This window comes from Aeromonas sp. BIGb0445, from assembly GCF_024809075.1.
Taxonomy (GTDB): Bacteria; Pseudomonadota; Gammaproteobacteria; order Enterobacterales; family Aeromonadaceae; genus Aeromonas; species Aeromonas rivuli.
Genome location: NZ_JANUES010000005.1, coordinates 223,661 through 249,846 on the forward strand (window position 1 = coordinate 223,661; position 26,186 = coordinate 249,846).

At 59.1% G+C, this 26,186-nt stretch carries 20 protein-coding genes and 6 tRNA genes; 17 read left to right on the forward strand and 9 right to left on the reverse strand.

What is annotated here, in order from left to right; translation table 11 throughout:
• The first annotated feature begins 33 nt into the window (after positions 1-33).
• Positions 34-708, forward strand: a complete 675-nt coding sequence (locus tag M2367_RS12985) for a transglutaminase-like cysteine peptidase (protein ID WP_259236908.1) — start codon at positions 34-36, stop codon at positions 706-708.
• Here M2367_RS12985 and M2367_RS12990 read toward each other — a convergent pair.
• Together M2367_RS12990 and M2367_RS12995 are read right to left on the reverse strand one after the other, a co-directional pair.
• Entirely contained in the window at positions 703-1,644 is a 942-nt protein-coding gene (locus M2367_RS12990) for a TAXI family TRAP transporter solute-binding subunit (RefSeq protein WP_259236909.1), read from the reverse strand. The genes M2367_RS12985 and M2367_RS12990 overlap by 6 nt on opposite strands.
• Complete coding sequence (locus M2367_RS12995; protein WP_259236910.1) at positions 1,641-2,942, reverse strand: LapD/MoxY N-terminal periplasmic domain-containing protein; 1,302 nt, start codon at positions 2,940-2,942, stop codon at positions 1,641-1,643. The genes M2367_RS12990 and M2367_RS12995 overlap by 4 nt, the downstream gene beginning before the upstream one ends.
• Positions 2,943-3,201: 259 nt before the next feature.
• Here M2367_RS12995 and mepM point away from each other — a divergent pair, with 259 nt between their 5' ends.
• Positions 3,202-4,539, forward strand: coding sequence for a murein DD-endopeptidase MepM (gene mepM / locus M2367_RS13000; protein ID WP_042041653.1), 1,338 nt, complete (start codon positions 3,202-3,204; stop codon positions 4,537-4,539).
• Positions 4,540-4,633: 94 nt separating this feature from the next.
• On the opposite strand, the gene M2367_RS13005 is transcribed toward mepM, so the two are convergent.
• The gene (locus M2367_RS13005; protein ID WP_259236911.1) at positions 4,634-5,578 is read right to left on the reverse strand and encodes a D-2-hydroxyacid dehydrogenase; all 945 of its coding nucleotides are present in this window, start codon (positions 5,576-5,578) and stop codon (positions 4,634-4,636) included.
• Between the two features lie 161 nt (positions 5,579-5,739).
• Between M2367_RS13005 and M2367_RS13010 the strand changes: the two genes are divergently transcribed.
• A complete protein-coding gene (locus M2367_RS13010) occupies positions 5,740-6,321 on the forward strand; it encodes a YjaG family protein (protein ID WP_042041651.1) in 582 nt (193 codons plus the stop codon).
• A gap of 58 nt (positions 6,322-6,379) precedes the next feature.
• On the opposite strand, the gene M2367_RS13015 is transcribed toward M2367_RS13010, so the two are convergent.
• Positions 6,380-6,850 (reverse strand): MarR family winged helix-turn-helix transcriptional regulator, encoded by a 471-nt coding sequence (locus M2367_RS13015; RefSeq protein WP_259236912.1) that lies wholly within the window; start codon positions 6,848-6,850, stop codon positions 6,380-6,382.
• Positions 6,851-7,011: 161 nt separating this feature from the next.
• Here M2367_RS13015 and M2367_RS13020 point away from each other — a divergent pair, with 161 nt between their 5' ends.
• Complete coding sequence (locus tag M2367_RS13020) at positions 7,012-7,539, forward strand: hypothetical protein (protein WP_042041649.1); 528 nt, start codon at positions 7,012-7,014, stop codon at positions 7,537-7,539.
• A 9-nt stretch (positions 7,540-7,548) separates the two neighbouring features.
• Positions 7,549-9,150, forward strand: coding sequence for a BCCT family transporter (locus M2367_RS13025; RefSeq protein WP_224432010.1), 1,602 nt, complete (start codon positions 7,549-7,551; stop codon positions 9,148-9,150).
• A gap of 102 nt (positions 9,151-9,252) precedes the next feature.
• On the opposite strand, the gene mutS is transcribed toward M2367_RS13025, so the two are convergent.
• Positions 9,253-11,835, reverse strand: a complete 2,583-nt coding sequence (gene mutS / locus M2367_RS13030) for a DNA mismatch repair protein MutS (protein WP_259236913.1) — start codon at positions 11,833-11,835, stop codon at positions 9,253-9,255.
• A 172-nt stretch (positions 11,836-12,007) separates the two neighbouring features.
• Between mutS and M2367_RS13035 the strand changes: the two genes are divergently transcribed.
• From M2367_RS13035 to M2367_RS13090, 12 genes are all read left to right on the forward strand, one after another.
• On the forward strand, positions 12,008-12,499 hold the full coding sequence (locus M2367_RS13035) for a CinA family protein (RefSeq protein ID WP_224432012.1): 492 nt from the start codon (positions 12,008-12,010) through the stop codon (positions 12,497-12,499).
• A gap of 76 nt (positions 12,500-12,575) precedes the next feature.
• Positions 12,576-13,640 carry a recombinase RecA gene (gene recA / locus M2367_RS13040; RefSeq protein ID WP_042041645.1) on the forward strand — a complete coding sequence of 355 codons (1,065 nt, stop codon included), beginning with the start codon at positions 12,576-12,578 and terminating at the stop codon, positions 13,638-13,640.
• 49 nt (positions 13,641-13,689) lie between these two features.
• Entirely contained in the window at positions 13,690-14,187 is a 498-nt protein-coding gene (locus M2367_RS13045; RefSeq protein WP_396021378.1) for a regulatory protein RecX, read from the forward strand.
• Between the two features lie 487 nt (positions 14,188-14,674).
• On the forward strand, positions 14,675-17,299 hold the full coding sequence (alaS, locus tag M2367_RS13050; RefSeq protein WP_259236914.1) for an alanine--tRNA ligase: 2,625 nt from the start codon (positions 14,675-14,677) through the stop codon (positions 17,297-17,299).
• A gap of 17 nt (positions 17,300-17,316) precedes the next feature.
• Positions 17,317-18,573 carry an aspartate kinase gene (locus tag M2367_RS13055; RefSeq protein ID WP_042041641.1) on the forward strand — a complete coding sequence of 419 codons (1,257 nt, stop codon included), beginning with the start codon at positions 17,317-17,319 and terminating at the stop codon, positions 18,571-18,573.
• Between the two features lie 84 nt (positions 18,574-18,657).
• Complete coding sequence (csrA, locus tag M2367_RS13060; protein WP_005315760.1) at positions 18,658-18,846, forward strand: carbon storage regulator CsrA; 189 nt, start codon at positions 18,658-18,660, stop codon at positions 18,844-18,846.
• Between the two features lie 213 nt (positions 18,847-19,059).
• Positions 19,060-19,152: transfer RNA gene (locus M2367_RS13065), tRNA-Ser, on the forward strand.
• A gap of 3 nt (positions 19,153-19,155) precedes the next feature.
• Positions 19,156-19,232, forward strand: a tRNA-Arg gene (locus tag M2367_RS13070).
• A gap of 101 nt (positions 19,233-19,333) precedes the next feature.
• Positions 19,334-19,410: transfer RNA gene (locus M2367_RS13075), tRNA-Arg, on the forward strand.
• A 26-nt stretch (positions 19,411-19,436) separates the two neighbouring features.
• A tRNA-Arg gene (locus M2367_RS13080) sits at positions 19,437-19,513 on the forward strand.
• A 28-nt stretch (positions 19,514-19,541) separates the two neighbouring features.
• A tRNA-Arg gene (locus tag M2367_RS13085) sits at positions 19,542-19,618 on the forward strand.
• Between the two features lie 29 nt (positions 19,619-19,647).
• Positions 19,648-19,724: transfer RNA gene (locus M2367_RS13090), tRNA-Arg, on the forward strand.
• Positions 19,725-20,238: 514 nt separating this feature from the next.
• Here the strand turns inward: M2367_RS13090 and pbpG are convergent.
• The 4 genes from pbpG to M2367_RS13110 all read right to left on the reverse strand — a co-directional run bounded on the left by pbpG (position 20,239) and on the right by M2367_RS13110 (position 26,183).
• A complete protein-coding gene (gene pbpG, locus M2367_RS13095; RefSeq protein ID WP_404972876.1) occupies positions 20,239-21,054 on the reverse strand; it encodes a D-alanyl-D-alanine endopeptidase in 816 nt (271 codons plus the stop codon).
• A 143-nt stretch (positions 21,055-21,197) separates the two neighbouring features.
• The gene (locus tag M2367_RS13100; RefSeq protein WP_042041933.1) at positions 21,198-21,869 is read right to left on the reverse strand and encodes a DedA family protein; all 672 of its coding nucleotides are present in this window, start codon (positions 21,867-21,869) and stop codon (positions 21,198-21,200) included.
• 8 nt (positions 21,870-21,877) lie between these two features.
• The gene (locus M2367_RS13105) at positions 21,878-23,179 is read right to left on the reverse strand and encodes a hemolysin family protein (protein WP_042041638.1); all 1,302 of its coding nucleotides are present in this window, start codon (positions 23,177-23,179) and stop codon (positions 21,878-21,880) included.
• 151 nt (positions 23,180-23,330) lie between these two features.
• On the reverse strand, positions 23,331-26,183 hold the full coding sequence (locus tag M2367_RS13110) for a valine--tRNA ligase (RefSeq protein WP_259236916.1): 2,853 nt from the start codon (positions 26,181-26,183) through the stop codon (positions 23,331-23,333).
• Positions 26,184-26,186 lie beyond the last annotated feature (3 nt).

A 26,186-nucleotide genomic window follows, 5' to 3' on the forward strand; every position in this document is an offset into this window, starting at 1 on the left:
GACCATCAACACAATTTAATGAGCACCGTTTAAATGAGAAGGATCTCTCTGTTGATATGCAGTAGCTTGCTGGTCAGCTTGCCACTGCAGGCTTCCCAGCTTTCCACCTATCTGGCCGAACCCCAGTTGCAAGCCAAGATGGCTGATGTCTATGGCAAGGCGGCAGTGAAGCGGGCAGAGGCGTATGCCCGTCTGCTGAGCCCTCGGGCTGGCACCACTGATCAGCAGAAAATTGTCTTGGTAAACAACTACTTCAATAATCTCACTTATAGTGAGGATCCCAGGTTGTGGGGCATGGATGATTATTGGGCCAACCCGCTCGAATTCATCGGTGCCCGGGGAGGGGATTGTGAGGATTACAGCATTGCCAAGTATTACACCCTGATGGAACTGGGTGTCGAAGAGAAGAAACTGCGTCTCGCCTATGTCAAGGCGGTTGATTACAACGCGTTTCATATGGTGACGCTCTACTTCCCCACTCCCAAGGCCGACCCTTTGGTGCTGGACAACATCAAAAGCAGCATATTGCCAGGCAGTAAACGTCCCGATCTCATTCCCGTCTACAGCTTCGATGCCAAGAGCATCTGGGTCATGAAATCACGCCGTGATGGAACCCTGGCGGGCAGTGCCGATCGACTGGCCCAGTGGACCTCCATGAAAACCCGCTTCTCCAGCGAGCATCTGCGCTCCCCCCGTCGCCAGCTATAACTTCCCAGCCGCCTTGAGCTCCGCAAAATAGCGGGCAGCTCCGGGATGCTGCGGCGCCATCAGCACCGGACCTATCTTGTTGCGCGCTCTGTGAAACAGATTGGCGTAGCCATATGTCTGTTCGTTGAACGGGATCTGTTGATTCAGCATGGCTTTGGTGAGCCGATAGACCTGATCCTCCGGGACATCCTCCCGACTGACCAAGGTTGCGGCGATGGCGAAGGTTGGGACTGGCTTGGGGTTACCCGGATAGATGCGTGCCGGGATCTGGCTGCGCTGATAGTAGGGGAGGCCCTTGATGAACCGATCGCGTAGCTCGCCCTCTATGGACAAAAAGGTAATGGGGCAGCGTTTCGCCGCTTCCAGGGTCATGCGGTTTGGATGGCCTATCACCAGCGCGAAAGCATCAATCTGCTTGTTGCACAAGGATTCTGGCAAGTTGGCAACGCTCTTCAGATCGAGATCCTGCTCCTTGACGCCCAGCAGTGCCATCAGCGCCAGTGCCGTCTTGCGGGTGCCCGAATGCTTCAAACCAAAGTCGATAGGTGCCAGCTTGAGCTGTTCGAGTCGAGTGATGTCGCCATCGGCCCGAACCACCAGGGTGAAGGGCTCGGCGTGAGTGGCGAACAGGGTTCGCAAGTGAGCTTGAGGAGCCCCTTCAAAGGCGCCGACTCCTTTGCTGGCCTGAAATAGCCAGTCTGACTGGACTATGGCGTAGTCACTCTCTCCTTCTTTCAACTGCTTCAGGTTTTCCAGGGATCCCGCTGTTGCCTTGGGTCGGCAGCTGAGGCTCTCATCCTGCTCATGGGCCAGGCGGCAGAACTCCTTGGCCATCTGGTAATAGATGCCTTGTTCGGATCCTGTTCCTATCTCGATGTGGGTGGCTGCCTGCAGGGATGGCACCAGTAGCAGGGGGAGCAGGGGCAGGATTTTCATGATGATGCTCCCGTGGCGTAGCCATCGATACCCCAGGCCCGCAATATGCTGATGTCAGTGATGGAGCTGGCCTCTGCCAGCAAGGTATAGCCGGATCCATGGAGGCTCTGGCTGACCAGATTCCAGTAGAGGGGAGAGTTGGTGACAGCAAGGCTGATGAACGCGGGATAGACAGGGTCGAGCTGGTTCAGCACCTCGTTGTTGATGGGAATGCCGCTAAAGGCCAACTCCAGTCCCGTGCCTTCCAGTGCCATGAAGGTGGTTAGGGCACTGGCTGGCAGGGTGGTTATATCCCAACGCCAGTCGATGAATCTCCCCTTGGGCGCCTTGATGAGTTCGTTCTGCAATTGGGGCCATTGAGGATGGCTGAGCAGACTGAGCGGCAGGGAGAGCCCTTCACATTCCTGACCTAGCCAGTAAGTGATGGCTTGCTGCAACTTGATGAGAGGCGTCTCGCCAGAGAATGGCTGGCGGGGCGACAAGCGCCGATAGAGCAGTATGTCCCCTTGGGTGGAGTAAAAATGCTGTTGTTGCCACTCCTCATCCACAGGGTGAAGGTTGAGCAGGGGAAGATGACTGCTTGCCTCCTGCTGCTTGCCTAGCTGGGTGATCTTGAGCCGCTGTTGCAGCATGTCCCGTTTGCGCTCCGAGACGAGCTGGTTGACCGAGCTGGCCACATCCTTGAGCTCCTTGAGCCAAGGGATGGGCAACTCAGCGCCATATTGACGCTTGCGGATCAGGCTCAGCTGCTGATTGATCTCGGTGAGTGGGCGCAACAGACGCTTGCAGATCCAGGGAATGAGCAGGCTGAAGACGATCAGGCCGCCCAGCAGCGCCAGGCCAGTGCGGCTGACGGCATTCCACAGGTGTTGGTAGGCGTAGCCACTGTGTCCCTCCAGCGTCAGTGTCCCCAGCATGCGCCAGCCGTCGGTCAACTCCTGTTCGACCTTGACCGGCGGCATGGCGATGAGACTGGGCAACCAGGCCGGGATATTCTGCTGGGTACTGGTAAAGACCTTGTGGAACAGCATCTGGCCATCCGGGTCGACTAGGGTGATGGCACTGACGAAGCCACCGTCAAACATGGCATTGACGATGGTTTCAGCCAATACCTTGTCTTCATTGAGCAAGGTACCCTGCAACACCAGACCGAGAGCTGTGATGGCCGTTTCAAGATTGGCCGACATCTGGTCGAGGATGGATTGGCGGACCGTGGTGATTTCGAGCATGAACAGTAGAGCGGCGCCAATCAGAAACAGGACGAGGATGATCCTGTTTAACAATTTCGCTAACGACATATCCACTCCCTGGAAAAAGTTGCGCAACATGGCCCTTGGCGGGTCGATCAGGATCTGATCTGGTTCTTAAAAGTAGGAAAAAATGGGAGAAAAGTGATGATATTTTCTGCCAAAAACCACAGGTTATGAATAAAATGTGTTTTTGGTGCGTCTTGCAGTGAACTTTTCACGAAATCATGGGTCGAATGTGCAGCTTTATGCGAATTTATAACAACGACACGACCCAATAACACTCTCAGAACTAATGACAGGATAGCGGATGAAACGTCTTCGTCCCTTGGTAGCCAGTGCTGCCAACTGGGAACCACCGGTTCCCCGCAAACATTTTTATGCCATGTTGCTGCTGACGGGATTGACCCTGTCGGCAGTGGCCATACTGCCTGCGCCAGGGGATATTCTGGAGCGCCCACTGCGCCTGGAACTGCCCATTTCGGCTCATGGCACCGCCACCAATGAAGACAACACCGAATTTAACGCCATCCCGGATCATGAGCTGATCGATCCCGTGGCTCCCGAGGATGATATTCCCGCCGATACTGGCCCCGAGTGGCAAGACTACCGGGTACGCAATGGTGAGAACCTCACCACCATCTTCAACACCCTTGGCCTGTCGACCACCACTCTGTACAAGGTGCTGGATGCAGACAGCAAGAACAATCTGGCCCGCCTCAAGCCAGGGCAGACCATAGAGCTGCTGATCGATCAGGACAACATACTGCAAGAGATGAAGATCCGGCTCAATATCAAGCAGTCTCTTGAGCTCAAGCGGGTCGATGACAACTACAGTGCCAACATGGTCACCGAGGCCGTGGAGTGGCAGAAGCAGAACTTCAATGGCGTCATCAATGGCAGTTTCTACGTCAGCGCCCGTAATGCCGGCGTCCCGGCCAGCCACATCAAGAAGATTGCCAACTTGTTTCAGTGGCGCCTCAATTTTGCCAGCGATCTGAAGAAGGGTGACAAGTTCAAGGTGTTGATGCAGCAGGAGACGGTGCAGGGCAAGAATACCGGCAACAGCCAGCTGCTCGGGGTCGAAGTACTCAGCAATGGCAAGAGTTTCTCGGCTTGGCTGGCGGAAGATGGCAACTATTACGATGCCCAGGGACAGAGCCTGGAGCGCGGTTTCCGCCGCTATCCAACCCACAGCCGCTATCGCATCAGCTCTACCTTCAACCCGGCCCGCCGCCATCCCATCACTGGCATGGTGCGGCCTCATGAAGGTACGGATTTTGCCGTACCGGTCGGCACGGCCGTGTTGGCAACCGGGGATGGCGTGGTCGTCAAGGCGACCCGTCACCCCTTGGCTGGCACCTATGTGGTGATCAAGCATGGTCGCACCCTGAGCACCCGTTACCTGCACCTGAGCAAGCTGTTGGTCAAACCGGGTCAGCGGGTGAAGATGGGGGACAGGATAGCCCTGTCCGGCAACACAGGGCGATCCACGGGGGCGCATCTGCACTATGAGGTACGACTCAACAACCGCCCCGTTAACCCCATGACGGTCAAGTTGCCCATGTCCGAAGCCCTGAGCGGCAAGGCCAAGCGCCAGTTCCTGGCCAAGGTTCAGTCTTACAAGAAAGAGCTCTTGGTGAGCTGAGTTCCCGTGACGGCCAAGAACCCTCTGATTGCCATAAAAAAGAGCCCCTCGGGCTCTTTTTTATTGGCGGCTGTCCCGCCTTGGACTTGGGTGCTCAGTAGCCCTTGTCGAAGTCGATGCGACCATCCAGAGGCTGGCCATCGATGAAGCGGATATAGTTGCGCACGAAAATCTGGGCCACGTCTTTGGGAAAGCTGTAGGCGCTGTTATGGGGGGTGATGATGAGGTTGGGGGTCGACCAGAGCGTGCTGTCGGCGGGCAAGGGTTCTTGCTCGAAGACATCCAGTACTGCCTGGGCAAGCTGGCCGCTCGCCAGGGCAGCGAGCAGATCCTGAGTGTGAATAGCGCTGCCACGACCGACATTGAACAGTATGGCGCCGGGCTTGCAGTGTTCGAAGCGCTCCCGGGTGAACAGATGGTGCGTCTCGCGGGTCGCTGGCAACACGCTCACTATCACATCGCTCTGGCCCAGTACTCGATTGAGGGCGGCCAGCTGGTACACCTCATCAAAGCCCGCCCGTTCATGACCACTGCGACTGACACCTAGCACCCGCATGCCGAAATGCTTGCCGGTCTGTGCGATATGCTGGCCTATGCTGCCGGTACCAAGCACCAGCAGTGTCCTGCCCTTGAGTCCCTGATAGGGGTGGCTCTGCCAATGCTGCTGCGCCTGTTGCTCTTGGTAGCAGGGCAGATGACGAGTCAGGCTGAGCAGGTGGCCGAACACATATTCACTCATCAGGGGGCCGAAGATGCCGCGCACGTTGGTGAGCTGATAATCGTGACGGCAATCGTTGCCCAGCAGTACATCAACGCCTGCGTAGCTCGATTGTACCCAGCTCAGCTTGTGTGCCAGGGCCAGCAAGGGTTTGGCACGAGCAGGCTCGGCGAGCAGGATGTGAGCCTCGCCGATGAGGGGCTCTGCCTCACTTGGGCTGTCGGCTCGCAGGATGCGAAGATGCGGCAGGCGAGCGGCCTGCAACAGGCGCTGGTAGTGGGCATTGTCCTGACTGAGCAGCAGCAGGGTACGTTGGCTCATTGGCGAATTCCTCATAAGACGCGCGGCGAGGGAGGGGAGGCCGCTCTCTTCATCTTACCCGACTTGCCAGGGCAACAACGTCGACCAGCTCGCTTTTTCGTTTTCGCCGCGTCCCCCCGTGGGCTACAATCTGCCCCACATTTTATGAAGGATCTCCTGCCGTGTTTGGTGACAAGTTTTATAAGCGACTGGCCGAGTTACAACCTTGGCAGCAAACCGTCTATACCCTGGCCCTGGCCGAGCGTATGTATCCGAACTATGCCCTGTTCGCCCAGGCCTCGGGCTTTGGTGATGCCAAGGCCTATCGCCATGCCCTGGATCAGATGTGGAGCTACCTCACGGTCAAGAGCTCCCGGGTCAACTTGGGGGCTATTCTGGAGGCGTTTGAGGTCTATATCCCCGAGCCAGGCAAATTCGAATCCTACGGCGCCTATCCGGCACTGGATGCCTGCGTGGCCTTGGGCTGTGCCTATAACTCGGTGATCTGCCGGGTGGGCGAAGAGGCCATGGATGCCAGTCACGCCTCGGTCGGGACGGTAGCCGGTTTCATCGAGCTGCTGGAAGAGCGGGATCTCACCGAAGAAGAGCTCTACGAGCATGAATACATGGAGGCGGAACTGGAGTTCCAGGTCGAGTTGCTCAAGCGAGTCGCTCACGAGCGTGACAGTGACCGGATCCTCGCCATCAAAGCCTTTGCGGCCCAGGACGGCGTCTCCAATATCGGTATCTCGCTGGAAGAGTAAGACGATAGTGTGATGAGATTGAAAAAAGCCCCATCGGGGCTTTTTTCATATGCGCCGTTCAGTCGGTGAGGGAATTCACGCTCAGCACGGGGGCGGCATCTATGCCGCTGGCATTCATCATGTGGGAGATGCGTTGCAGGGAAGAGAGCAACAGGGTCTGCTCCCACACTTCCAGCGCCTGAAAGCGCTGAATAAAGTGGACTTGCAGGGGGGTCGGAGCCTGAGCCAGCAGCAGTTGACCCTGTTCGGTCAGGGTGGCATGTACCTTGCGCTTATCGGTCTGACTGCGAATTCTCTGCACCAGACCGCGGCTTTCCAGCCTGTCCATGATGGTGGTGGCGGTCGCCTGACTCATATTGGTGTGGTTGGCCAGCTGGCGCATCGAGATCTGCCCCAACTCATTTATTCCTTTGAGCAGCAATAATTGTGGTGCCGTTAGACCCGCCTCCTTGATCAACCGCTTCGAGTGCATATCGATGGCTCGAATGATTTGGCGCAGCGCGACCAAGACTTCATCATGTTTTTCCATGGTATCAGACCACTAAAGAGGCGTTGTTGGGAGCGGATTCTCGAACTAATCAATGCTTGGGTCAAGTGGCCTATGAATGACTTAGTTTCAGCTCAAAGCATTTTTATGGTATTTTATGCGGCCTTTACCAAATTTAAACCCGATATTTGAGGAACAAGATGATGACAAACGATCTGGACATCAAGTCTCTGGTTAGCGAGTTAACCGTGGTGCGTGTGCGCTATGAGTTGCCCGACACCTCTGCGTTCATTCGCTATCAACCCCGTTACGATGAGGATCCTAACACCCTCAAAGTACACCACTATGATGGTGAGCTCCCTCTCTCCTGTACCAACACCGGCCGCTTCACCCTCAAGGAGCTGGTCAACGAGATGCGGTATGCCTATGTGCTGGTGCATCTGTTCCCCAATGAGAGCGCCATGAACTTCTACCTCTCCGGTCTGGACAACGGTCTGGCCCAGCTCGAGTTCATTGGCGGTAGCTATGACTTCAACCGCCTCTGGATCAGTAGCGGTATCTCCAACATCGGTATCCCCATGGCGATCTTCCTTGGCAAACGCCATGCGGTAAATGGTCAGCCTTCGGTCAGTCTGGTCGATCATCGTGACGACAGTGCCGGCAAGCTGGTCTATCGGGCCATCGGCGGCGCCGGTGACCATGTCGGTGAAGATTTTTACAATCAGGACTAAGGAGGGTCAATGAGAGCGACCAAAGGGATATTCAAAGGCCTTAATTCAACCATGGCGACCACGGCCCTGACCGTGATCACCCTCTTCCTGCTATTCGGGGTCTTCGATCCGGACACGGCGGCATCCTGGTTCAGTGGCGCCAAAGACACCATCATCGCCAGCTTCAAGTGGTATTACATCCTGGTGGTGGCGCTCTTCCTGTTCTTTGCCATCTATCTGATGTTCAGCCGCTTTGGCAGCATCCGCCTGGGGGATGATGATCAGGAGCCCGAGTATGGCTACTTCGCCTGGTTCTCCATGCTGTTCAGTGCCGGCATGGGGATAGGGCTGGTGTTCTGGAGCATCGCCGAGCCGATGTTCCACCTGCAGGCCAACCCTTTCATCGAAAAGGGCATGACCCCCGAGGCGGCGCAGATTGCCATGCGGGTTACTTTCTATCATTGGGGTCTGCACCCCTGGGCCATCTACGCGATCGTCGGTCTCTCCCTGGCGTTTTTCAGCTACAGACGCAAGCTGCCCCTGGCCATTCGTTCCGTGCTCTACCCGATCCTGGGTGACAGGATATATGGCTTCTGGGGTCATGCCGCCGATGTGCTGGCGGTGTTCGGCACAGTGTTCGGGGTCGCGACCTCCCTCGGTCTGGGGGTTGCCCAGATGAACACGGGTCTCAATCAGCTCGTTGGGATGGACGTCTCCCAGACCAATCAGCTGTGGCTCATTGCGGGTATCACCCTCATCGCTACCCTGTCGGCAGTCTCGGGGGTGGGGCGTGGGGTCAAGATACTGTCTGAGCTCAACGTCTGGCTCAGCATCCTGATCTTGCTGGTGTTTGTCGTGATGGGGCCGACCACCTACATCCTCAACTCCTATGTGCAGAACATCGGTGACTATCTGCAAAACCTCATCAAGTTGAGTTTCTGGACCAATACCGAGGCGAACGGCACCTCTGCCTGGCAATCCTCCTGGACCGCCTTCTACTGGGGCTGGTGGATAGCCTGGGCCCCCTTTGTTGGCATGTTTATCGCCCGCATCTCCAAGGGGCGTACCATACGTGAGTTCATCCTGGGCGTGCTGCTGGTGCCCTCCCTGCTAGGCATGTTCTGGCTGACGGTGTTTGGCGGTACCGCCATTCATCTGGAGTTGTTCGGTGCGGGCGGTGTGGCCGAGGCCGTCAACCAGGATGTGACCCAGGCCCTCTACAAGACGGTAGACATGCTGGATTGGGGCACTGTGGGCCTGATTGCCAAGGGGATCCTGACCCTGCTGATCTGTACCTACTTCATCACCTCCTGTGACTCGGGCACCCTGGTGATCACGACCTTGCTCTCCATTGGTGAGAGCGAGCCGCCGATACGTCACCGCGCCGTCTGGGGCATAGGTCAGGGGCTGGTCGCGGCCATCTTGCTGATGTCGGGAGGATTGGCTGCCTTGCAGGCCGCCAGCATCATCGCCGCCTTGCCCTTCTCGGTGATCATGCTGGCCATGTGCTACTCGCTGATCCTCGGTCTCAAGCAAGAGAGCCAGCGGCAGGTCGAGTACCGCCAGAACCTGAAGCGACACGATGGCTCTAGCTATATGAGCCTGAAAGAGCGTATAGGCCCGGGCACCTGATGAAGCCCTGATGCCTGTGAATGCAGGCATCTCATCCAAAAAAGGGGAACCCGACGGGTTCCCCTTTTGTTTGCGCATGCGCCGCCCGGCGCAACGCGGCTGTCAGAGCAGTTGCTTGAGGCGATAGATCAGCTCCAGGGCCTGGCGGGGGGAGAGGTCATCCGGGCGTATCTGTGCCAGTTCCTCCACGGCCGGGTGAGGCTGTGGCAAGGGCTGTGGTGGAGGGAGGCTGCCCGCTTCGCCCGTCACCAGCGGAGTGCCACGTTCCAGCTCGGCCAGCTTGTGGCGCGCCTGATGGATCACCGACTTGGGCACCCCGGCCAGGGCTGCGACTTGCAGGCCGTAAGAGCGACTGGCTGCGCCCTCTTGCACCGCATGCATGAAGGCGATGGTGTCGCCGTGCTCCACCGCATCCAGATGGACGTTGGCAAGGTTTGGCAGCAGCTCGGGCAGCTTGGTCAGCTCGAAGTAGTGGGTGGCAAACAGGGTGTAGGCCCCTATCTTGCTGGCCAGCTGTTCGGCACAAGCCCAGGCCAGGGAGAGACCATCATAGGTGCTGGTACCGCGACCTATCTCGTCCATCAGCACCAGACTCTGGGCCGTGGCGTTGTTGAGGATATTGGCGGTCTCGGTCATCTCCACCATGAAGGTGGAGCGACCCGAGGCAAGATCGTCCGAGGCGCCGATGCGGGTGAAGATGCGATCGATGGGACCGATGCGGGCGCTGTCGGCCGGCACATAAGCGCCAATGTGCGCCAGCAGCACGATGAGGGCGGTCTGGCGCATATAGGTAGACTTACCCCCCATGTTGGGGCCCGTGATGATCAACATCTGTCGGCCCTGTTTCAGGCTGACCGGATTGGCGATGAAGGGATCCTTCATGACCTGCTCCACCACGGGGTGGCGGCCGCCCTCGATCAGGATCTGATCCTCGTCGGTCAGGGTCGGACACTGATAATTGAGGGTCTCGGCTCGCTCCGCCAGGTTGGCCAGTACGTCCAGCTCGGCCAGGGCGGCGGCAGACTCTTGCAGCTCGGCGAGATGGGGCAGCAGGGTGTCGAGCAGCTCTTCATAGAGCCGTTTTTCCAGGGCCAGAGCGCGACTCTGGGCGGTCAGGATCTGATCTTCGTATTTTTTGAGCTCATCGATGATGTATCGCTCATTGTTTTTCAGAGTCTGACGGCGGATGTAGTGGGCGGGCACCAGGTGGCTGTTGGCCCGGCTCACCTCGATGAAGAAGCCATGCACCCTGTTGTAGCCCACCTTGAGGGTGTTGATGCCCGTCTCCTGCTTCTCCCGCTCCTCGATGCGCCCCAGTACGGCGGTGGCCCCATCGGCCAGATCGCGGATCTCGTCGAGCTCGCTGTTGAAGCCCTCGCGGATGACGCCGCCATCGCGGATCAGCACAGGCGGGGTCTCCATGATGGCCCGCTCCAGCAGATCCAGCAGCTCCGGGAAGCAGGCGGCGCGATCCCGCAGTCGCTGCACCGCTTCGTGCTGGCTGCCTGCCAGCAAGGCTTGCAGGTGTGGCAGCTGGGTGAACGCCTGGCGCAGACGGGTCAGATCCCGAGGGCGTGCGGAGCGCAGGGCGAGGCGGGCCAATACCCGCTCCATGTCGCCAACCTGGCGCAGCAGGGCACCCAGCTCGTCATAGAGGTTTGCTTCTATCAGCTCGGATATGGTGCTCTGGCGGCCGCGCAGCAGCACCCGATCGCGGATCGGCTGATGCAACCAGCGCTTGAGCAAACGGCTGCCCATGGGGGTCTGGGCGCGATCCAGCACTTCGCTCAGGGTATTTTCGTAGCCGCCGGCCAGATTCTGGGTCAACTCCAGGTTGCGGCGGGTCGCGGCATCCATGATGACGGCGTGATCCGGTTGCTCAAGCCTGACTCCGCGAATATGAGGCAGGGCGGTGCGCTGGGTGTCTTTCACGTACTGCATCAGGCAGCCGGCGGCGCACAGGGCGACCTCACTCTTGTCGACCCCAAAGCCCACCAGATCCTGGGTGCCAAATTGCTGGCACAGCAATTTGCGGGCCGTGCCCAGTTCAAACTCCCACTCGGGGCGACGGCGCAGGCCGCGGCGTCCCGCTATGTGGTGCATGAACGCGAAAGATTCCGGATGGAGCAACTCGGCCGGGTTGGTGCGTTGCAACTCGGCCAGCAGGGTCTCTTCCTTGTCGAACTGATTGATGAAGAAGCGGCCCGAGCTGATATCCAGGGTGCCAAAACCGAACTGACGACCATCGTGATAGAGGGCGGCGATCAGGTTGTCCTGGCGCTCGTTGAGCAGCGCCTCGTCGGAGACGGTGCCCGGGGTAACGATGCGGATCACCTTGCGCTCGACCGGCCCCTTGCTGGTGGCCGGATCCCCCACCTGTTCGCAGATGGCCGCCGACTCGCCGAGTTGCACCAGCTTGGCCAGATAGCCTTCGATGGCGTGATAGGGCACCCCTGCCATGGGAATGGGAGTACCGGCGGATTGACCACGCTTGGTCAGGGAGATGTCGAGCAACTGCGCAGCCCGGCGGGCATCGTCATAGAAGAGCTCATAGAAGTCGCCCATCCGGTAGAACAGCAGTATCTCAGGGTTCTCGGCCTTGAGGCCCAGGTACTGCTGCATCATGGGCGTATGTTGGCTAAGGGCTGCGTTGGGAGCCCCTGTTTGGGCGGATAATGCGTTCATGTTCGATCCCGGATGGTGGCCGAGTGGCCTGTGCAGATACGGCTATTATGGGGGGCCATTCTACACAGAAGGCGGGGATGGGGGGAACCCAACCTGATGGTGCCCAAGGCTGACTCTGTTGCGATAGCCCGGGCCGGGATAGCATAATGCAGGCTCGATAACGGGAGGTGCCATGACCCTTGATAGAGAGATTGTTTGCCTTGCCGAGGAGCTGGGCCCGGCCCTCATCGGCCGTGGCTGGCTGGCTGCCACCGCAGAATCGTGCACCGGGGGCGGGGTTGCCTATGCCATCACCGAGATAGCGGGCAGCTCGGCCTGGTTCGATCGCAGCTTCGTCACCTACACCAATGAGGCCAAACAGCAGATGCTGGGGGTCAGTGTCGACAGCCTGGTGCGTCACGGCGCCGTCAGTGAGGCCGTGGTACTGGAAATGGCCAGGGGCGCCCTGGCGCGATCCGACGCCCGCATCAGCGTCGCCATCAGCGGCATCGCGGGGCCGGGCGGGGGGTCTGAGGATAAACCGGTCGGCACCGTCTGGTTTGCCTGGGCCGAGCAGGGAGGGCGTCAGCGCTCGCTGCTTGCCCGTTTCGAAGGGGATCGCCATCAGGTGCGACAACAGGCGATCAGACAAGCCCTGTCCGGTCTCTTGGCCCTGCTCAAGTAAAAGGGGTTGATACTGTATGAATAGACAGTATACTTAGCCCAACTTCACCTTATCACGATTTCCAGCGGAGATTGGCATGGATCAGAACAAGCAGAAGGCACTGGCGGCAGCGCTGGGTCAGATTGAGAAACAGTTTGGTAAAGGCTCCATCATGCGTCTGGGCGACAGCAAGACCATGGACATTGAAGCCATCTCTACCGGCTCCCTCTCCCTGGACGTGGCGCTCGGCATCGGCGGTCTGCCCTGCGGTCGTGTGGTCGAGATTTATGGCCCGGAATCATCGGGCAAGACGACCCTGACGCTGCAAGTCATTGCCGAGGCCCAGAAGAAGGGCAAGACCTGTGCCTTCGTCGATGCCGAGCATGCGTTGGATCCCATCTATGCCGCCAAGCTGGGCGTCAACGTCGATGACCTGCTGATCTCCCAGCCGGATACCGGCGAACAGGCGCTGGAAATCTGTGACATGCTGGTGCGTTCCAACGCGGTCGACGTCATCATCGTCGACTCCGTTGCCGCCTTGACGCCCAAGGCTGAAATCGAAGGCGAGATGGGGGATTCCCACGTCGGCCTGCAGGCTCGCTTGATGTCCCAGGCGCTGCGCAAGCTGACTGCCAACATCAAGAATGCCAACTGCCTGTGTATCTTCATCAACCAGATCCGCATGAAGATCGGCGTCATGTTCGGCAGCCCCGAGACCACCACTGGTGGTAACGCCCTCAAATTCTACGCCTCAGTACGCCTGGATATCCGCCGGATCGGCGCCATCAAGGAAGGGGACGAGGTGGTCGGTAACGAGACCCGCGTCAAGGTCGTCAAGAACAAGGTGGCCCCGCCCTTCAAACAGGCCGAGTTCCAGATCTTCTACGGCGTGGGCATCTCGAAAGAGGGCGAGCTGGTGGACTTGGGCGTCAAGCACAAGCTGATCGACAAGGCCGGTGCCTGGTATAGCTACAATGGCGAGAAGATAGGCCAGGGCAAGGCCAACGTCATGAAGCTGTTTGCCGAGAACAAGACGATGGCTGCCGAAATCGAAGCCAGACTGCGTGAGCTGCTGCTGGCCAAGGACGGGGGGCCAAACGAGAAGGCTCCAGTGGCCGCTCTCGACGAGCTTGAGCCCGAAGACGAACAAGAATTTGAGTAACAGACAGGCCGGGCTAACCCCCGGCCTTGTTTTTATGGGCGAGGGAGCCATGACGGAACAGCCTGAGTTGTCATTTGAAGAAACATTCGCCGCCGCCCGCGCCTACGCCATGCGCAGTCTGGGCAGGCGGGAGAGTGCCGAGTCCGAGCTGCTGATGCGTCTGCGCAAGCGGGGCTATGACGAGACGGTGAGTCAGGCCGTGCTCGATTATTGCCGCGATCACCAGTGGGTATCCGATGAGCGTTATGGCGCCATGGCGGTGCGGGCCGGAGCGGCCAAGGGGCATGGTCCCACCAAGATCCGCTTCGATCTGCGCCGCAAGGGGCTCAGTGATACCGAGTTGGAGCTGGCGTTTGATCAACCCGAACTGGACTGGTTCGAGCTGGCCCTTGCCCTGTTGCAGCGCCGCACCGATGCTGCTGTTCTCAAGGAGTTCAAGGTGCGGATGAAGTGGCTCAAGTACCTGCTGGGACGAGGTTTCAATCAGGATCAGGCCCGTTATGCGCTGGATACTCTGCTGGCCGAGAGCGAGGCGGACGACGACTGAATGGCAATCGTGATGGCTTGCTCAGGCCGGGAGTTGCGCTTTCCCTCGTCATGTTAAGTCAATCCCTTCTTGGTGTGAGGCTCATGCCTCTTGTTCCCATGCCGCCATGCGCCCTTCCCTGATCTGCCGCCGGCCACCCCTGCTGCTCTCTCTTTGGCGTTTTGTCTTTGACGTTTTGGCCGTGACATCTTGGTTACGGCTTCCTGGCCAACCTTCTAGGCTATGGCGTCGTGACGCTGTCCGCTGGTGATCGTCATGGGCCTGTCTTGCCGCTTTTGGGGAGTCTGCGCTGCATGTTCGGGTTTCTCGTCAGCCTGGATCTGAGCCCAGCCAGCCGCTTTTTTAGGGCGTTATGCCTTGCATGTCGCCTGGGGTCTCTTTTCACCGGCTTTTTCGGGGCCGAGGGGCCTGTGGGTTTTACTTTGCCCCGTAGAAAACTTACATTAAGGCGATTAAAAGTCCGTATCTGAATCAAGCAGGATTTTCCATGTATATGTCCACATCAGAGATCCGCAACGCGTTTCTCGAGTACTTCCGCTCCCAGGGGCACCAGGTGGTGTCGTCCAGCTCACTGGTTCCGCACAACGATCCAACCTTGCTGTTCACCAATGCAGGGATGAATCAGTTCAAGGATGTCTTCCTCGGTGCCGACAAGCGCGCCTACAACCGGGCGACCAGCTCCCAGCGCTGTGTACGTGCGGGCGGCAAGCACAATGATCTGGAAAACGTGGGTTATACCGCGCGTCACCACACCTTCTTCGAGATGCTGGGTAACTTCAGTTTCGGCGATTACTTCAAGCAGGATGCTATCCGCTTCGCCTGGGAGTTCCTGACTGGCACCCTGAAGCTGCCCAAAGAGCGCCTGCTGGTCACCGTCTATGAGACCGATGACGAAGCTTTCGACATCTGGGCCAAGGAGATTGGCGTGCCGACCGATCGCATCGTGCGCATCGGTGACAACAAGGGCGCAGCCTTTGCCTCCGATAACTTCTGGCAGATGGGTGATACGGGCCCTTGCGGTCCCTGCACCGAGATCTTCTACGACCATGGCGATCATATCTGGGGCGGCCCTCCCGGCTCACCGGAAGAAGATGGCGATCGCTTCATCGAGATCTGGAACGTGGTCTTCATGCAGTTCAACCGCCAGGTCGATGGCACCATGGAACCGCTGCCGCGTCCCTCCGTGGACACCGGCATGGGGCTGGAGCGTATCGCTGCCATCATGCAGGGCGTGCACTCCAACTATGAGATCGACATCTTCCAGGCACTGATCAAGAAGGCGGCCGAGATAGTGGGCACCGAGGATCTGAGCAATCAGTCCCTGCGCGTCATCGCCGACCACATCCGCTCCTGCGCCTTCCTGATTGGCGACGGTATCATGCCCTCCAACGAGGGGCGTGGCTATGTACTGCGCCGCATCATCCGTCGCGCCGTGCGCCATGGCCGCAAGCTGGGTGCCACCGATGTCTTCTTCTACAAGCTGGCCGCCGAGCTGGCCGTGCAGATGAAAGACGTGGCCACCGAGTTGAGCGCTCAGCTCTCCCTGGTCGAGCGGGTACTGCGCATCGAAGAGGAGCAGTTTGTCCGCACCCTGGACAGGGGCTTGTTGCTGCTCGAAGATGTGCTGGCCAACCTGGGGGATGCCAAAGTGATCCCGGGTGACGTGGTGTTCAAGCTGTATGACACCTATGGCTTCCCGGCGGATTTGACCGCCGATGTGGTGCGTGAGCGCGAGATCGGTATCGATGAAGAGGGTTTCCACACCGAGATGGCGAAGCAGCGTGCTCGCGCCAAAGAGGCCTCCAGCTTCGGTGTCAATTACAACGATGTGCTCAAGCTCGACTTCGAGACCCCCTTCACCGGTTACCAGGCCCTGACCGAGCAGACCAAGGTGCTGGCCATCTACAAAGATGGCGTCCAGGTGAGTGGCCTCATCGCGGGTGAAGAGGCGGTTGTGGTACTCGAGAAGACACCCTTCTACGCCGAGTCCGGCGGTCAGGTGGGCGATACCGGCATCATCAAGGTGGATGACGGTATCTTCGCGGTGACAGACACTCGCAAGGCGGGTAAAGCCATTATCCATACCGGCTATCTGGAGCTGGGTACCCTGGAAGAGGGTGCCGCCGTGGTGGCAGAAGTCGATGAAGAACGCCGTCAGGCCGTGGCGCTGAACCACTCGGTGACCCACTTGCTCCATGCGGCCCTGCGTCAGGCATTGGGGGATCATGTGACCCAGAAGGGATCCCTGGTCGGTGCCGAGCGGATGCGTTTTGACTTCTCCCACTTCGAAGGCTTGACCATGGCGACCATTCGTCGCATCGAGGAGCTGGTCAACGCCCAGATCCGCGCCAACCATGACATCGCTACCCAGGTGATGGATCTGGAGGCGGCCAAAGCCGCTGGTGCCATGGCACTGTTTGGCGAGAAATACGAAGATGACGTGCGGGTAGTGCGCATGGGCGATTACTCCACCGAGCTGTGTGGTGGTACCCATGCCAGGCGTACCGGCGACATCGGTTTCTTCAAGATCATCGCCGAGAGCGGCATAGCGGCGGGTATCCGCCGTATCGAAGCCGTGACCGGCAAGAGTGCCATCGATTTCATGCACCAGTTGGCCGAGCAGATTGAAGAAGCGGCTGCGCTGATCAAAGGCGATCAGTTCTCCCTGGGTAGCAAGGTGCGTCAACTGCTGGACAAGTCCAAGATGATGGAGCGCGAGCTGGAGCAGCTCAAGGCCAAGCTGGCAGCCCAGGCGGGCAGTGACCTGCTGAGCCAGGTCATCGAGATCAAGGGTCAGAAGGTGCTGGTAGCCGCACTGGATGACGTGGATCCCAAGTCCCTGCGCGGCATGCTGGACGAGCTGAAGAATCGGATGAAGTCCGGCGTCGTGCTGCTGGCCACCAGTGATGAAGGCAAGGTCAACCTGATCGCTGGCGTTACGTCGGATCTGACTGGCAAGGTCAAGGCGGGTGAGCTGGTCAATCTGGTTGCCCAGCAAGTCGGCGGCAAGGGGGGCGGTCGTCCTGACATGGCGCAGGCGGGCGGCACTCAACCGGAGGCCGTGCCGGCGGCACTGCAATCCGTTCACTCCTGGCTGGAAGAGCGCCTCTAATTAGGGCGAGGTGATCTGTGGCACTCTATGTACAGAAGTTCGGTGGCACCTCGGTTGGCACCCTGGAGCGGATCGAAGCGGTCGCTGAGCGGGTCGCTCATACCAGACTGCAGGGGCATGATGTGGTGGTGGTGGTCTCCGCCATGTCGGGGGAGACCAACCGTTTGCTGGGCATGGCCCAGCAGCTGGATCCTGACGCCAATCGGCGCGAGATGGATGTGCTGGTCTCCACCGGCGAGCAGGTCACCATTGCCCTGCTTGCCATCGCGCTGAACCGCCGTGGCTGCCAGACCGTCTCCATGACCGGGGATCAGGTGCGCATCCACACCGATTCGGCCTATGGCAAGGCCAGGATCACCCACATAGATACCGCATCGCTGCAAGGCGAGCTGGCCAGTGGCAAGGTGGTGGTGGTGGCAGGCTTCCAGGGACGTGATGAGCACAATGCCATCACGACCCTGGGCCGGGGTGGTTCCGACACCACAGCGGTGGCGATTGCGGCGGCCCTCAAGGCCGATGAGTGTCATATCTTCACCGATGTGGACGGTGTCTATACCACGGATCCGCGCATCGAACCCAAGGCACGGCGCCTCTCGACCATCACCTTCGAGGAGATGCTGGAGATGGCGAGCCTGGGGGCCAAGGTGCTGCAGATCCGTTCGGTGGAGTTTGCAGGAAAGTACCGGGTACCATTACGGGTGCTGTCGAGCTTTATCGATGGCGAGGGAACCTTAATCACATATGGAGGTGAGAGGATGGAAGCTCCCCTGGTATCGGGCATTGCGTTCAACCGCAATGAGGCCAGTCTGACCATTTTGGGGGTGCCGGACAGGCCCACCGTTGCGGCTCAGATCCTCGGCCCCATCAGCGATGCCAATATCGACGTGGACATGATTGTTCAGAATACGTTGGGGGATGGCACTGCAGACTTTACCTTCACGGTGAATCGCGATGACTATCGCCGTGCCCGTGCTCTGCTTGAGCTGACGGCCAGCGAGCTTGGTGCCGCCTGTGTTCAGGGCAATGGTGAGATAGCCAAGGTCTCTATTGTCGGGGTGGGGATGTGGAATCATCCCGGCGTGGCCCGCACCATGTTCAAGGTATTGGGTGAGGAGGGGATCAACATGCAGTTGATTTCAACCTCAGAGATCAAGATTTCCGTGGTGATTGACGAGAAGTATCTGGAGCTGGCAGTACGCTCCCTGCATGGGGCCTTCGGGCTGGATCAGGAGCCGAGTGAACAGCCTCTGGGTAACAATCCCGGATTGATTTAGTTTCAACCATTTACCATATCGGTATCTTTGTAAGATAATGTCGATTATCGATACAAATACAAAACAGAATACAGGAGCAAGCGAATGCTTATTTTGACTCGTCGTGTAGGGGAAACCCTGATGATAGGTGATGAAGTGACAGTGACCGTACTGGGCGTGAAAGGCAACCAGGTCCGTATCGGCGTCAACGCACCGAAAGAAGTCTCTGTACACCGCGAAGAGATCTACATGCGGATACAGGCCGAGAAAGTACCGGGCCAACCCAACTTCTAAGCCGCTTTTCATAGCAGCATCAAGGCGACACCTCAGTGTCGCCTTTTGTTTTTCTGGGGGGCTCAACCTGCCCGTCAGGGGCGTAAACAGTGGGATAAGTATCGATTTTGTTTGAATATTCCGCTCTTTGACCAAATGCTGAGCGAACAGGCTTTTTTCTCCAAAAAAGTGTTTGACTAAAAATCCCTGTGAAGTATTATCAGCCCCGCAAACGGAGAGGTGGCCGAGAGGCTGAAGGCGCTCCCCTGCTAAGGGAGTATGCGGCTTATACCCGCATCGGGGGTTCGAATCCCCCCTTCTCCGCCATTTGCGCCCGTAGCTCAGCTGGATAGAGTACCTGGCTACGAACCAGGTGGTCGGAGGTTCGAATCCTCCCGGGCGCACCATATTAAGACTCAAGCAAGAGTCATGTGTTGACCATCAGCAAGTCGACACTTTAGAAAAGGCTTACTGATAAGTAAGCTTTTTTTATCGCTTTAAAAACAGGGCGCCCGTAGCTCAGCTGGATAGAGTACCTGGCTACGAACCAGGTGGTCGGAGGTTCGAATCCTCCCGGGCGCACCATTTAAAGCAACACCAAAAGTTTATGAGCGCCCGTAGCTCAGCTGGATAGAGTACCTGGCTACGAACCAGGTGGTCGGAGGTTCGAATCCTCCCGGGCGCACCATATTGAAAGCAGTACAAAAAGTTTGTGAGCGCCCGTAGCTCAGCTGGATAGAGTACCTGGCTACGAACCAGGTGGTCGGAGGTTCGAATCCTCCCGGGCGCACCATATTAAGAAGCAATGTCAAAAGTTGATGAGCGCCCGTAGCTCAGCTGGATAGAGTACCTGGCTACGAACCAGGTGGTCGGAGGTTCGAATCCTCCCGGGCGCACCATACAGACAGCCTCGACTCAGGTCGAGGCTGTTTTTTTATGGATCCTTTCCGGCCCGCTCCAATCCCTGCCACTCCCTTGGCCCTCGCTTGTCGCATACCGGGAAGAGAGGCTGACAACCCTGCTGCCCGCCAGCCCATCCTTCATCGCAACCCCCATCAGCGAGCCTTGTGGCTGTGGCGCTATCCAAGGGAGTGCTCCCCTTCCCAGAGCCCACGCAAGGCCATGGGCGGCGTTCTGCTGGCCCTGCCCCACTCTCCAGGCGTTCCCCCTTCATCTTGTTTGCAGGCATGGCTCAGCGACCCATTGCGCCTTGAGCCGGCCGGGAATAGTGCCCAGGCCTGCGCTCCCGGGGCTCTCTTCAGGCAAGGTGTGTGGCGGCAAGGGGAGGGGGGAGATCCGTGGCGGGTGGACCAGGGCAAGCATTGTGCTGACGCGGGAGCCGGCCAGGGCGGATAAGCAAAGAGGGATGCCGTGGCATCCCTCTTTGGGCGTGACTGAGGATGCGTCAGGTACTCAGGTTTTGAGCCACTTGCGGATGCGGTTGGCATCTCCTATGGGGGTGCGTTTGCCAAAGGAGTTGAGCAGGACAATGGCCAGCTCCTTGTTGTCCGGTTTGGCACGCATCAGCAGGCAGCGGCCCGCTTCATTGGTAAAGCCGGTCTTGGAGAGACGCACATCCCAATCCTGGTTCTTGACCAGGGGGTTGGTGTTGTTGAAGTGCAGGCTGTATCCGGGCACCGCGAAGCGCATCTCTTCATCGCTATCCTGGGTGAACTGGCGGATCAGCGGCTGGCGATAGGCGGCAGCGATCAGCTTGGCGAGATCCTGGGCGGTGGAGACATTGGCACTGGAGAGGCCGGTGGCATCATGGAAGCGGCTGTTGCGCATCCCCAACTGTTTGGCTTTGGTGTTCATGGCCCGCACGAAGGCGGCGCGCCCTCCCGGGTAATGGCGAGACAGCGCCGAGGCCATGCGGTTTTCCGAAGACATCAGTGCCAGATGCAAGGCATCGCGACGACTGATCTTGGTGCCCATGCGCACCCGGGAATAGGTGTGCTTGATGGCATCGCGATCGTTGCTGTTGACGGTGAGGGTCTGGTTGAGATCCTGCCTGGCATCGAGTACCACCAGCGCCGTCATCAGTTTGGTGAGGGAGGCGATGGGGCGGCGACTGGTCGCGTTCTTCTGATAGAGCGTCTTGCCGCTGCCAACCTCCATCACCAGGGCGCTGCTCGACTGCAATTGCAGTTTGGCAGGATTGGGCGCGGCCATGACCAGGGCGGGCAGCAAGAGGCTGGCCAATGTACTCAACAACGTCAAGGTGCGCATCTGACCCCTCATACGACTACTCCATCCAACTCCAGAAAAAGGCGGTAGATTCACGCATTTTTGCTGCGGCTTTACAAGGTCGCTGGTGGCTATTTTATTAATAATCGTGATTAAAAAAGGCCATGTTGCCATGGCCTCTTGCTTCAGGGTTTATTTTGCTCCGGCGTGGCCTTGCGCCGCACCAACCAGCGCCAGATCAGCGCCACCAGACCGGCAGCGAGCAGCACCAGCGGCAGGTAGAGAATGATGCTGAGGAACTGAGTCTCATACTGGGCTGCCAGCTTGGTATGACTCAGGTAGTAGCCCAGACTCACCAGCGGGCTGACCCAGAGGATGGAACTGACCAGATTGACGACCAGGAAGCGTCCCTGGGGGATCTCGGTCGCACCGACTATGTAGGGATAGACGGTGCGCACGAAGGCGATATAGCGCGCGGTGATCAGGGTCAGGATGCCGTACTTGTTGAGCAGGTAGAACACCTTCTCCTTGTGCTTGTCGTCCATGTGGGACATCAAACGGTGATAGGTCTGGGTGTGCCCGAGGAAGCGGCCCTGCATGTAGCCGAGCCAGGTACCGACGAAGGTCGCGACGATCAACAGGGGCACCACCCAGGGGGAGATCACCTCCTGATAGATGAGTACCCCGGTCAGGATGAGCAAGCTGTCACCGGGCAGAAAGGCGGTAGGAATGAAGCCGTTCTCCAGCACCAGGAAAGTCAGCAGCACGCAGCACACCATGAAGGCCATCCTGGGATCTGACAGGGTGGCGAGATCCTGGGTCATGAAGGCGTGCGCCAACTGGGAAAACTGCTCCATCATAATACCTACTCCACGGCCTCGGCCGACTGCTTGGTTGAGGTTGCCAACACTTTATCGATACGCAGACCATCCATGTCGACAATCTCCAGTTGCCACTGATCCAGGGAGACCAGATCTCCGGTCTGAGGCACTCGTCCCAGCAGCAGCATGATGAGGCCGCCCAGGGTGTGATAGTGGTGATCCTCTTCTTCCGGCAGGCGGTTGATCCCCAGGCAATCCTTGAGCTCTGGCAGAGGAATGAGGCCGTCGAGCAGCAGGCTGCCGTCGGCGCGCTGAAAAATCCAGTTGTCCTGCGCTTCACCCTGCTGGAAGTCCCCCGCCAGCGCCTCGAGCAGATCCTGCTGGGTCACCAGCCCCTGCAACTCACCATATTCGTCCACCACCAGCACCATGTGCTCGGCGTGACCACGGAAATGGTTGAGCAGCTCCAGGCCATTGAGGGTCTCAGGCAACAGGCTGCCATCCTGGGTGAGGGCCGCCAGATCGATGGTCTCGCCGCGCACATAGGCATGGAGCACCTTGTTGACGTTGAGGATGCCAACCAGGTTGGAGAGGCTGCCGTCACACACAGGGAAGAAGCTGTGGCCATACTCCACCATTCGCATCAGGTTGACCTCGGTGGGCAGGGCCAGATCCAGATAGCGGATGTCGCTGCGGGGCACCATGATGGACTCGAGACGGCGCTCATCAAGGCGAAACACATTGCGTAGCATGGTGCGCTCATGGGCCTCGATGACCCCGGTCTCGGAGCCCTCCTCCAACATGGCGTGGATCTCTTCCTGAGTGAGGTGACTGTTGTTCTCCTGGCTGACCCGCAGCAGTCGCAGACTGGCATGGGTCGAGGCGGAGAGCAGCCAGACGAAGGGGCGAGTCAGGGTCGCCAGCCACAGCATGGGGCGCGCCATCAGGCAGGCGATGCGCTCCGGGCTTATCTGGCCGAGTCGTTTGGGCACCAGCTCACCGATGACGATGGAGAGATAGGTGACGATGACCACCACCAGCACGGTGGCGAGCAGGCTGCTGCTGCTGGGGGTCAGGCCCCAGCCCTGCAGCCAGATGGCGAAGGGTTTGGCCAGCACGGATTCACCATAGATGCCGTTGAGCAGACCTATGCTGGTGATGCCAATCTGCACCGCAGAGAGGAAATGGGTAGGATCATCGGCCAGGCGCAGGGCGATGGCGGCAGAGTGGCTCCCCTCGGCGGCGAGCTTGGTGAGTCGCGCCTTGCGGGCCGTGACGATGGCGATTTCAGACATGGCGAAGAGGCCATTGAGCACAATCAATCCAATCAGGATCAACATTTCCATACGGTAAGCTAACTCCACATAATGAACACTGCGGCAGTGTAATGAATTTGGCGGGGATCCGCTTGTAAAAACGATGGCTGTGAGGCGCCCACAAAAAAGCCCCCTGCTGGCAGGGGGCTCAATATGGCGGTGCGAATGGTGAGGGCGCCGCTTACAGGGCGGCGATTTCCACCTGCTGGGCTTCCAGCTTGGTGAGCTGGAGACGGTAATCTTCCAGCTTCTCGCGCTCCTTGGCGATGACCGCATCCGGCGCCTTGGCCACGAAGGCCTCGTTGCCGAGCTTGCCTTCGATACGGCCGCACTCACCGACCAGACGGGCCACCTCTTTGGCCAGACGGGCCAGCTCGGCCTCCTTGTCGATGAGACCGGCCATGGGGATCATCAGCTCGGTGTTGCCAATCAGCTTCTTCACCGACAGCGGGGCGACATCATCCTCGCTCATCACGCGGATGGACTCCAGGCGGGCCAGGGACTTGAGGAAGGCCTCGTTGTCGGTGGCGCGCTGGCCATCCTTGCCATCGCACTTGAGCAGCACGTTCAAGGCAACGCTCGGCGCAACGTTCATCTCGGCGCGGATGTTGCGGATGCCGACGATGAACTCCTTCACCCACTCACTATCCGCCATGGCGGTTTCGTCTACCTTGGCGGCATCGAACTCCGGGAAGGCCTGCAGCATGATGGTGTCGGCGTGGACACCGGTCAGCGGCGCCACCGACTTCCAGATGGTCTCGGTGATGAACGGAATGATGGGGTGCGCCAGGCGCAGCAGGGTTTCCAGGACGTTGACGAGGGTGTGACGGGTGGCACGCTGCTCGGCCTCGGAACCCTTGCCCAGCACCGGCTTGGTCAGCTCCAGATACCAGTCGCAGAACTGGTTCCAGATAAACTCGTACAGGATGCCGGCGGCCATGTCGAAGCGGTAGGTATCCAGTGCGGTACGGAAGTCGCGGATGGCGACCTGCAGCTGGGACTGGATCCAGCGATCCGCCAGGCTGTACTGCATCTCGCCGCCAGCCAGACCGCAATCCTGCTGTTCGGTGTTCATCAGCACGTAGCGGGAGGCGTTCCACAGCTTGTTGCAGAAGTTGTTGTAGCCATCCAGGCGCTTCATGTCCCAGTTGATGTCACGACCGGTGGAGGCCAGCGCCGCCAGGGTGAAGCGCAGGGCGTCGGTGCCGTGGGCCTCGATCCCTTCCGGGAACTGCTTGGCGGTCCGCTTGCCGATCTTCTCGGCCATCTGCGGCTGCATCATGTTGCCGGTGCGCTTCTCCAGCAGATCCGGCAGCGAGATGCCGTCGATCATGTCGAGGGGATCGAGCACGTTGCCCTTGGACTTGGACATCTTCTGGCCCTCTTCATCCCGAATGAGGCCGGTGATGTAGACGGTTTTGAAGGGAACCTGCGGGGTGCCGTCCTCGTTCTTGATGAAGTGCATGGTCATCATGATCATCCGGGCTATCCAGAAGAAGATGATGTCGAAACCGCTCATCAGCACGTCGGTCGGGTGGAAGGTCTTGAGCGCCTCGGTGTTGTTCGGCCAGCCCAGGGTGGAGAAGGTCCACAGGGCGGAGCTGAACCAGGTGTCGAGCACGTCTTCGTCCTGACGCAGCACGGTCACGGACGGAATGTTGTGCTTGGCACGTACTTCCGCCTCGTCACGACCGACATAGACCTTGCCGGCCTCGTCATACCAGGCCGGGATGCGGTGACCCCACCACAGCTGACGGGAGACGCACCAGTCCTGAATGTCGCGCATCCAGGAGAAGTACATGTTCTCGTACTGCTTGGGCACGAACTGGATGCGGCCATCTTCCACCGCAGCGATGGCGTCTTTGGCCAACGGCGCGGTGCGCACATACCACTGGTCGGTCAGCATGGGCTCGATGGGTACGCCGCCGCGATCGCCATAGGGCTGTTGCAGCACGTGATCCTTGATCTCGCTCAGCAGACCCAGCTCGTCCAGCTTGGCCACAATCGCCTTGCGGGCGGCGAAACGCTCAAGGCCGGCGAATTCGCTCGGCAGAGCGGCGTCATAGGCGGTGCTGGGGTTGCCGTTGCAATCGACCACTTCGGCCTCGGCGCGCACAAAGGCGTCCAGGGTGAAGATGTTGATCATCGGCAGGTTGTGGCGCTTGCCCACTTCGTTGTCGTTGAAGTCGTGGGCCGGGGTGATCTTCACGCAGCCGGTGCCCTTCTCCATGTCGGCGTGTTCATCGGCGACGATGGGGATCAGACGGTTCACCAGCGGCAGCAGGATGTGTTGGCCGATCAGCGCTTTGTAGCGCTGGTCTTCCGGGTTCACGGCGACGGCGGTATCACCCAGCATGGTTTCCGGGCGAGTGGTGGCGACGATCAGGTGATCCTGGCCCTCGGCGGTTTTTGCACCGTTCGCCAGCGGGTAACGCAGGTGCCACATGTGGCCCTTGATCTCGCGGTTTTCCACTTCCAGATCGGAGATGGCGGTGTTGAGCTTGGGATCCCAGTTCACCAGGCGCTTGCCACGGTACATCAGACCATCTTCGTAGAGGCGCACGAACACTTCTTGTACGGCTTCGGAGAGACCCTCATCCATGGTGAAGCGCTCGCGCTCCCAATCCACGGAGTCGCCCAGGCGACGCATCTGGCGGGAGATGGTGCCGCCGGACTCTTCCTTCCACTGCCAGATCTTGTCGATGAAGGCTTCACGGCCGTAATCGTGGCGGGTCTTGCCCTCCTCGGCGGCGATCTTGCGCTCCACCACCATCTGGGTGGCGATGCCGGCGTGGTCACAACCCGCCTGCCACAGGGTGTTCTTGCCCTGCATGCGGTTGTAGCGGATCAGGGTGTCCATCAGGGTCTGCTGGAAGGCGTGGCCCATGTGCAGGCTGCCGGTGACGTTCGGCGGCGGGATCATGATACAGAAGGAGTCTTGGCTGGTGTCACCGTGGGGCTTGAAGTAACCCTGGGATTCCCAGTGCTGATAGAGCGCCTGTTCGATGGCATTGTGGTTAAAAGTCTTTTCCATGGT

What these genes read in the sequence shown, in the direction of transcription:
- csrA (WP_005315760.1), top strand. Translation starts at nt 18,658, where the DNA reads ATGCTTATTTTGACTCGTCGTGTAGGGGAAACCCTGATGATAGGTGAT.
- M2367_RS12995 (WP_259236910.1), bottom strand. Translation starts at nt 2,942, where the DNA reads ATGTCGTTAGCGAAATTGTTAAACAGGATCATCCTCGTCCTGTTTCTG.
- M2367_RS13005 (WP_259236911.1), bottom strand. Translation starts at nt 5,578, where the DNA reads ATGAGCCAACGTACCCTGCTGCTGCTCAGTCAGGACAATGCCCACTAC.
- M2367_RS13025 (WP_224432010.1), top strand. Translation starts at nt 7,549, where the DNA reads ATGAGAGCGACCAAAGGGATATTCAAAGGCCTTAATTCAACCATGGCG.
- M2367_RS13045 (WP_396021378.1), top strand. Translation starts at nt 13,690, where the DNA reads ATGACGGAACAGCCTGAGTTGTCATTTGAAGAAACATTCGCCGCCGCC.
- M2367_RS12990 (WP_259236909.1), bottom strand. Translation starts at nt 1,644, where the DNA reads ATGAAAATCCTGCCCCTGCTCCCCCTGCTACTGGTGCCATCCCTGCAG.
- M2367_RS13110 (WP_259236916.1), bottom strand. Translation starts at nt 26,183, where the DNA reads ATGGAAAAGACTTTTAACCACAATGCCATCGAACAGGCGCTCTATCAG.
- recA (WP_042041645.1), top strand. Translation starts at nt 12,576, where the DNA reads ATGGATCAGAACAAGCAGAAGGCACTGGCGGCAGCGCTGGGTCAGATT.
- M2367_RS12985 (WP_259236908.1), top strand. Translation starts at nt 34, where the DNA reads ATGAGAAGGATCTCTCTGTTGATATGCAGTAGCTTGCTGGTCAGCTTG.
- M2367_RS13020 (WP_042041649.1), top strand. Translation starts at nt 7,012, where the DNA reads ATGACAAACGATCTGGACATCAAGTCTCTGGTTAGCGAGTTAACCGTG.
- M2367_RS13100 (WP_042041933.1), bottom strand. Translation starts at nt 21,869, where the DNA reads ATGGAGCAGTTTTCCCAGTTGGCGCACGCCTTCATGACCCAGGATCTC.
- M2367_RS13105 (WP_042041638.1), bottom strand. Translation starts at nt 23,179, where the DNA reads ATGGAAATGTTGATCCTGATTGGATTGATTGTGCTCAATGGCCTCTTC.
- alaS (WP_259236914.1), top strand. Translation starts at nt 14,675, where the DNA reads ATGTATATGTCCACATCAGAGATCCGCAACGCGTTTCTCGAGTACTTC.
- pbpG (WP_404972876.1), bottom strand. Translation starts at nt 21,054, where the DNA reads ATGCGCACCTTGACGTTGTTGAGTACATTGGCCAGCCTCTTGCTGCCC.
- mepM (WP_042041653.1), top strand. Translation starts at nt 3,202, where the DNA reads ATGAAACGTCTTCGTCCCTTGGTAGCCAGTGCTGCCAACTGGGAACCA.
- M2367_RS13035 (WP_224432012.1), top strand. Translation starts at nt 12,008, where the DNA reads ATGACCCTTGATAGAGAGATTGTTTGCCTTGCCGAGGAGCTGGGCCCG.
- M2367_RS13015 (WP_259236912.1), bottom strand. Translation starts at nt 6,850, where the DNA reads ATGGAAAAACATGATGAAGTCTTGGTCGCGCTGCGCCAAATCATTCGA.
- mutS (WP_259236913.1), bottom strand. Translation starts at nt 11,835, where the DNA reads ATGAACGCATTATCCGCCCAAACAGGGGCTCCCAACGCAGCCCTTAGC.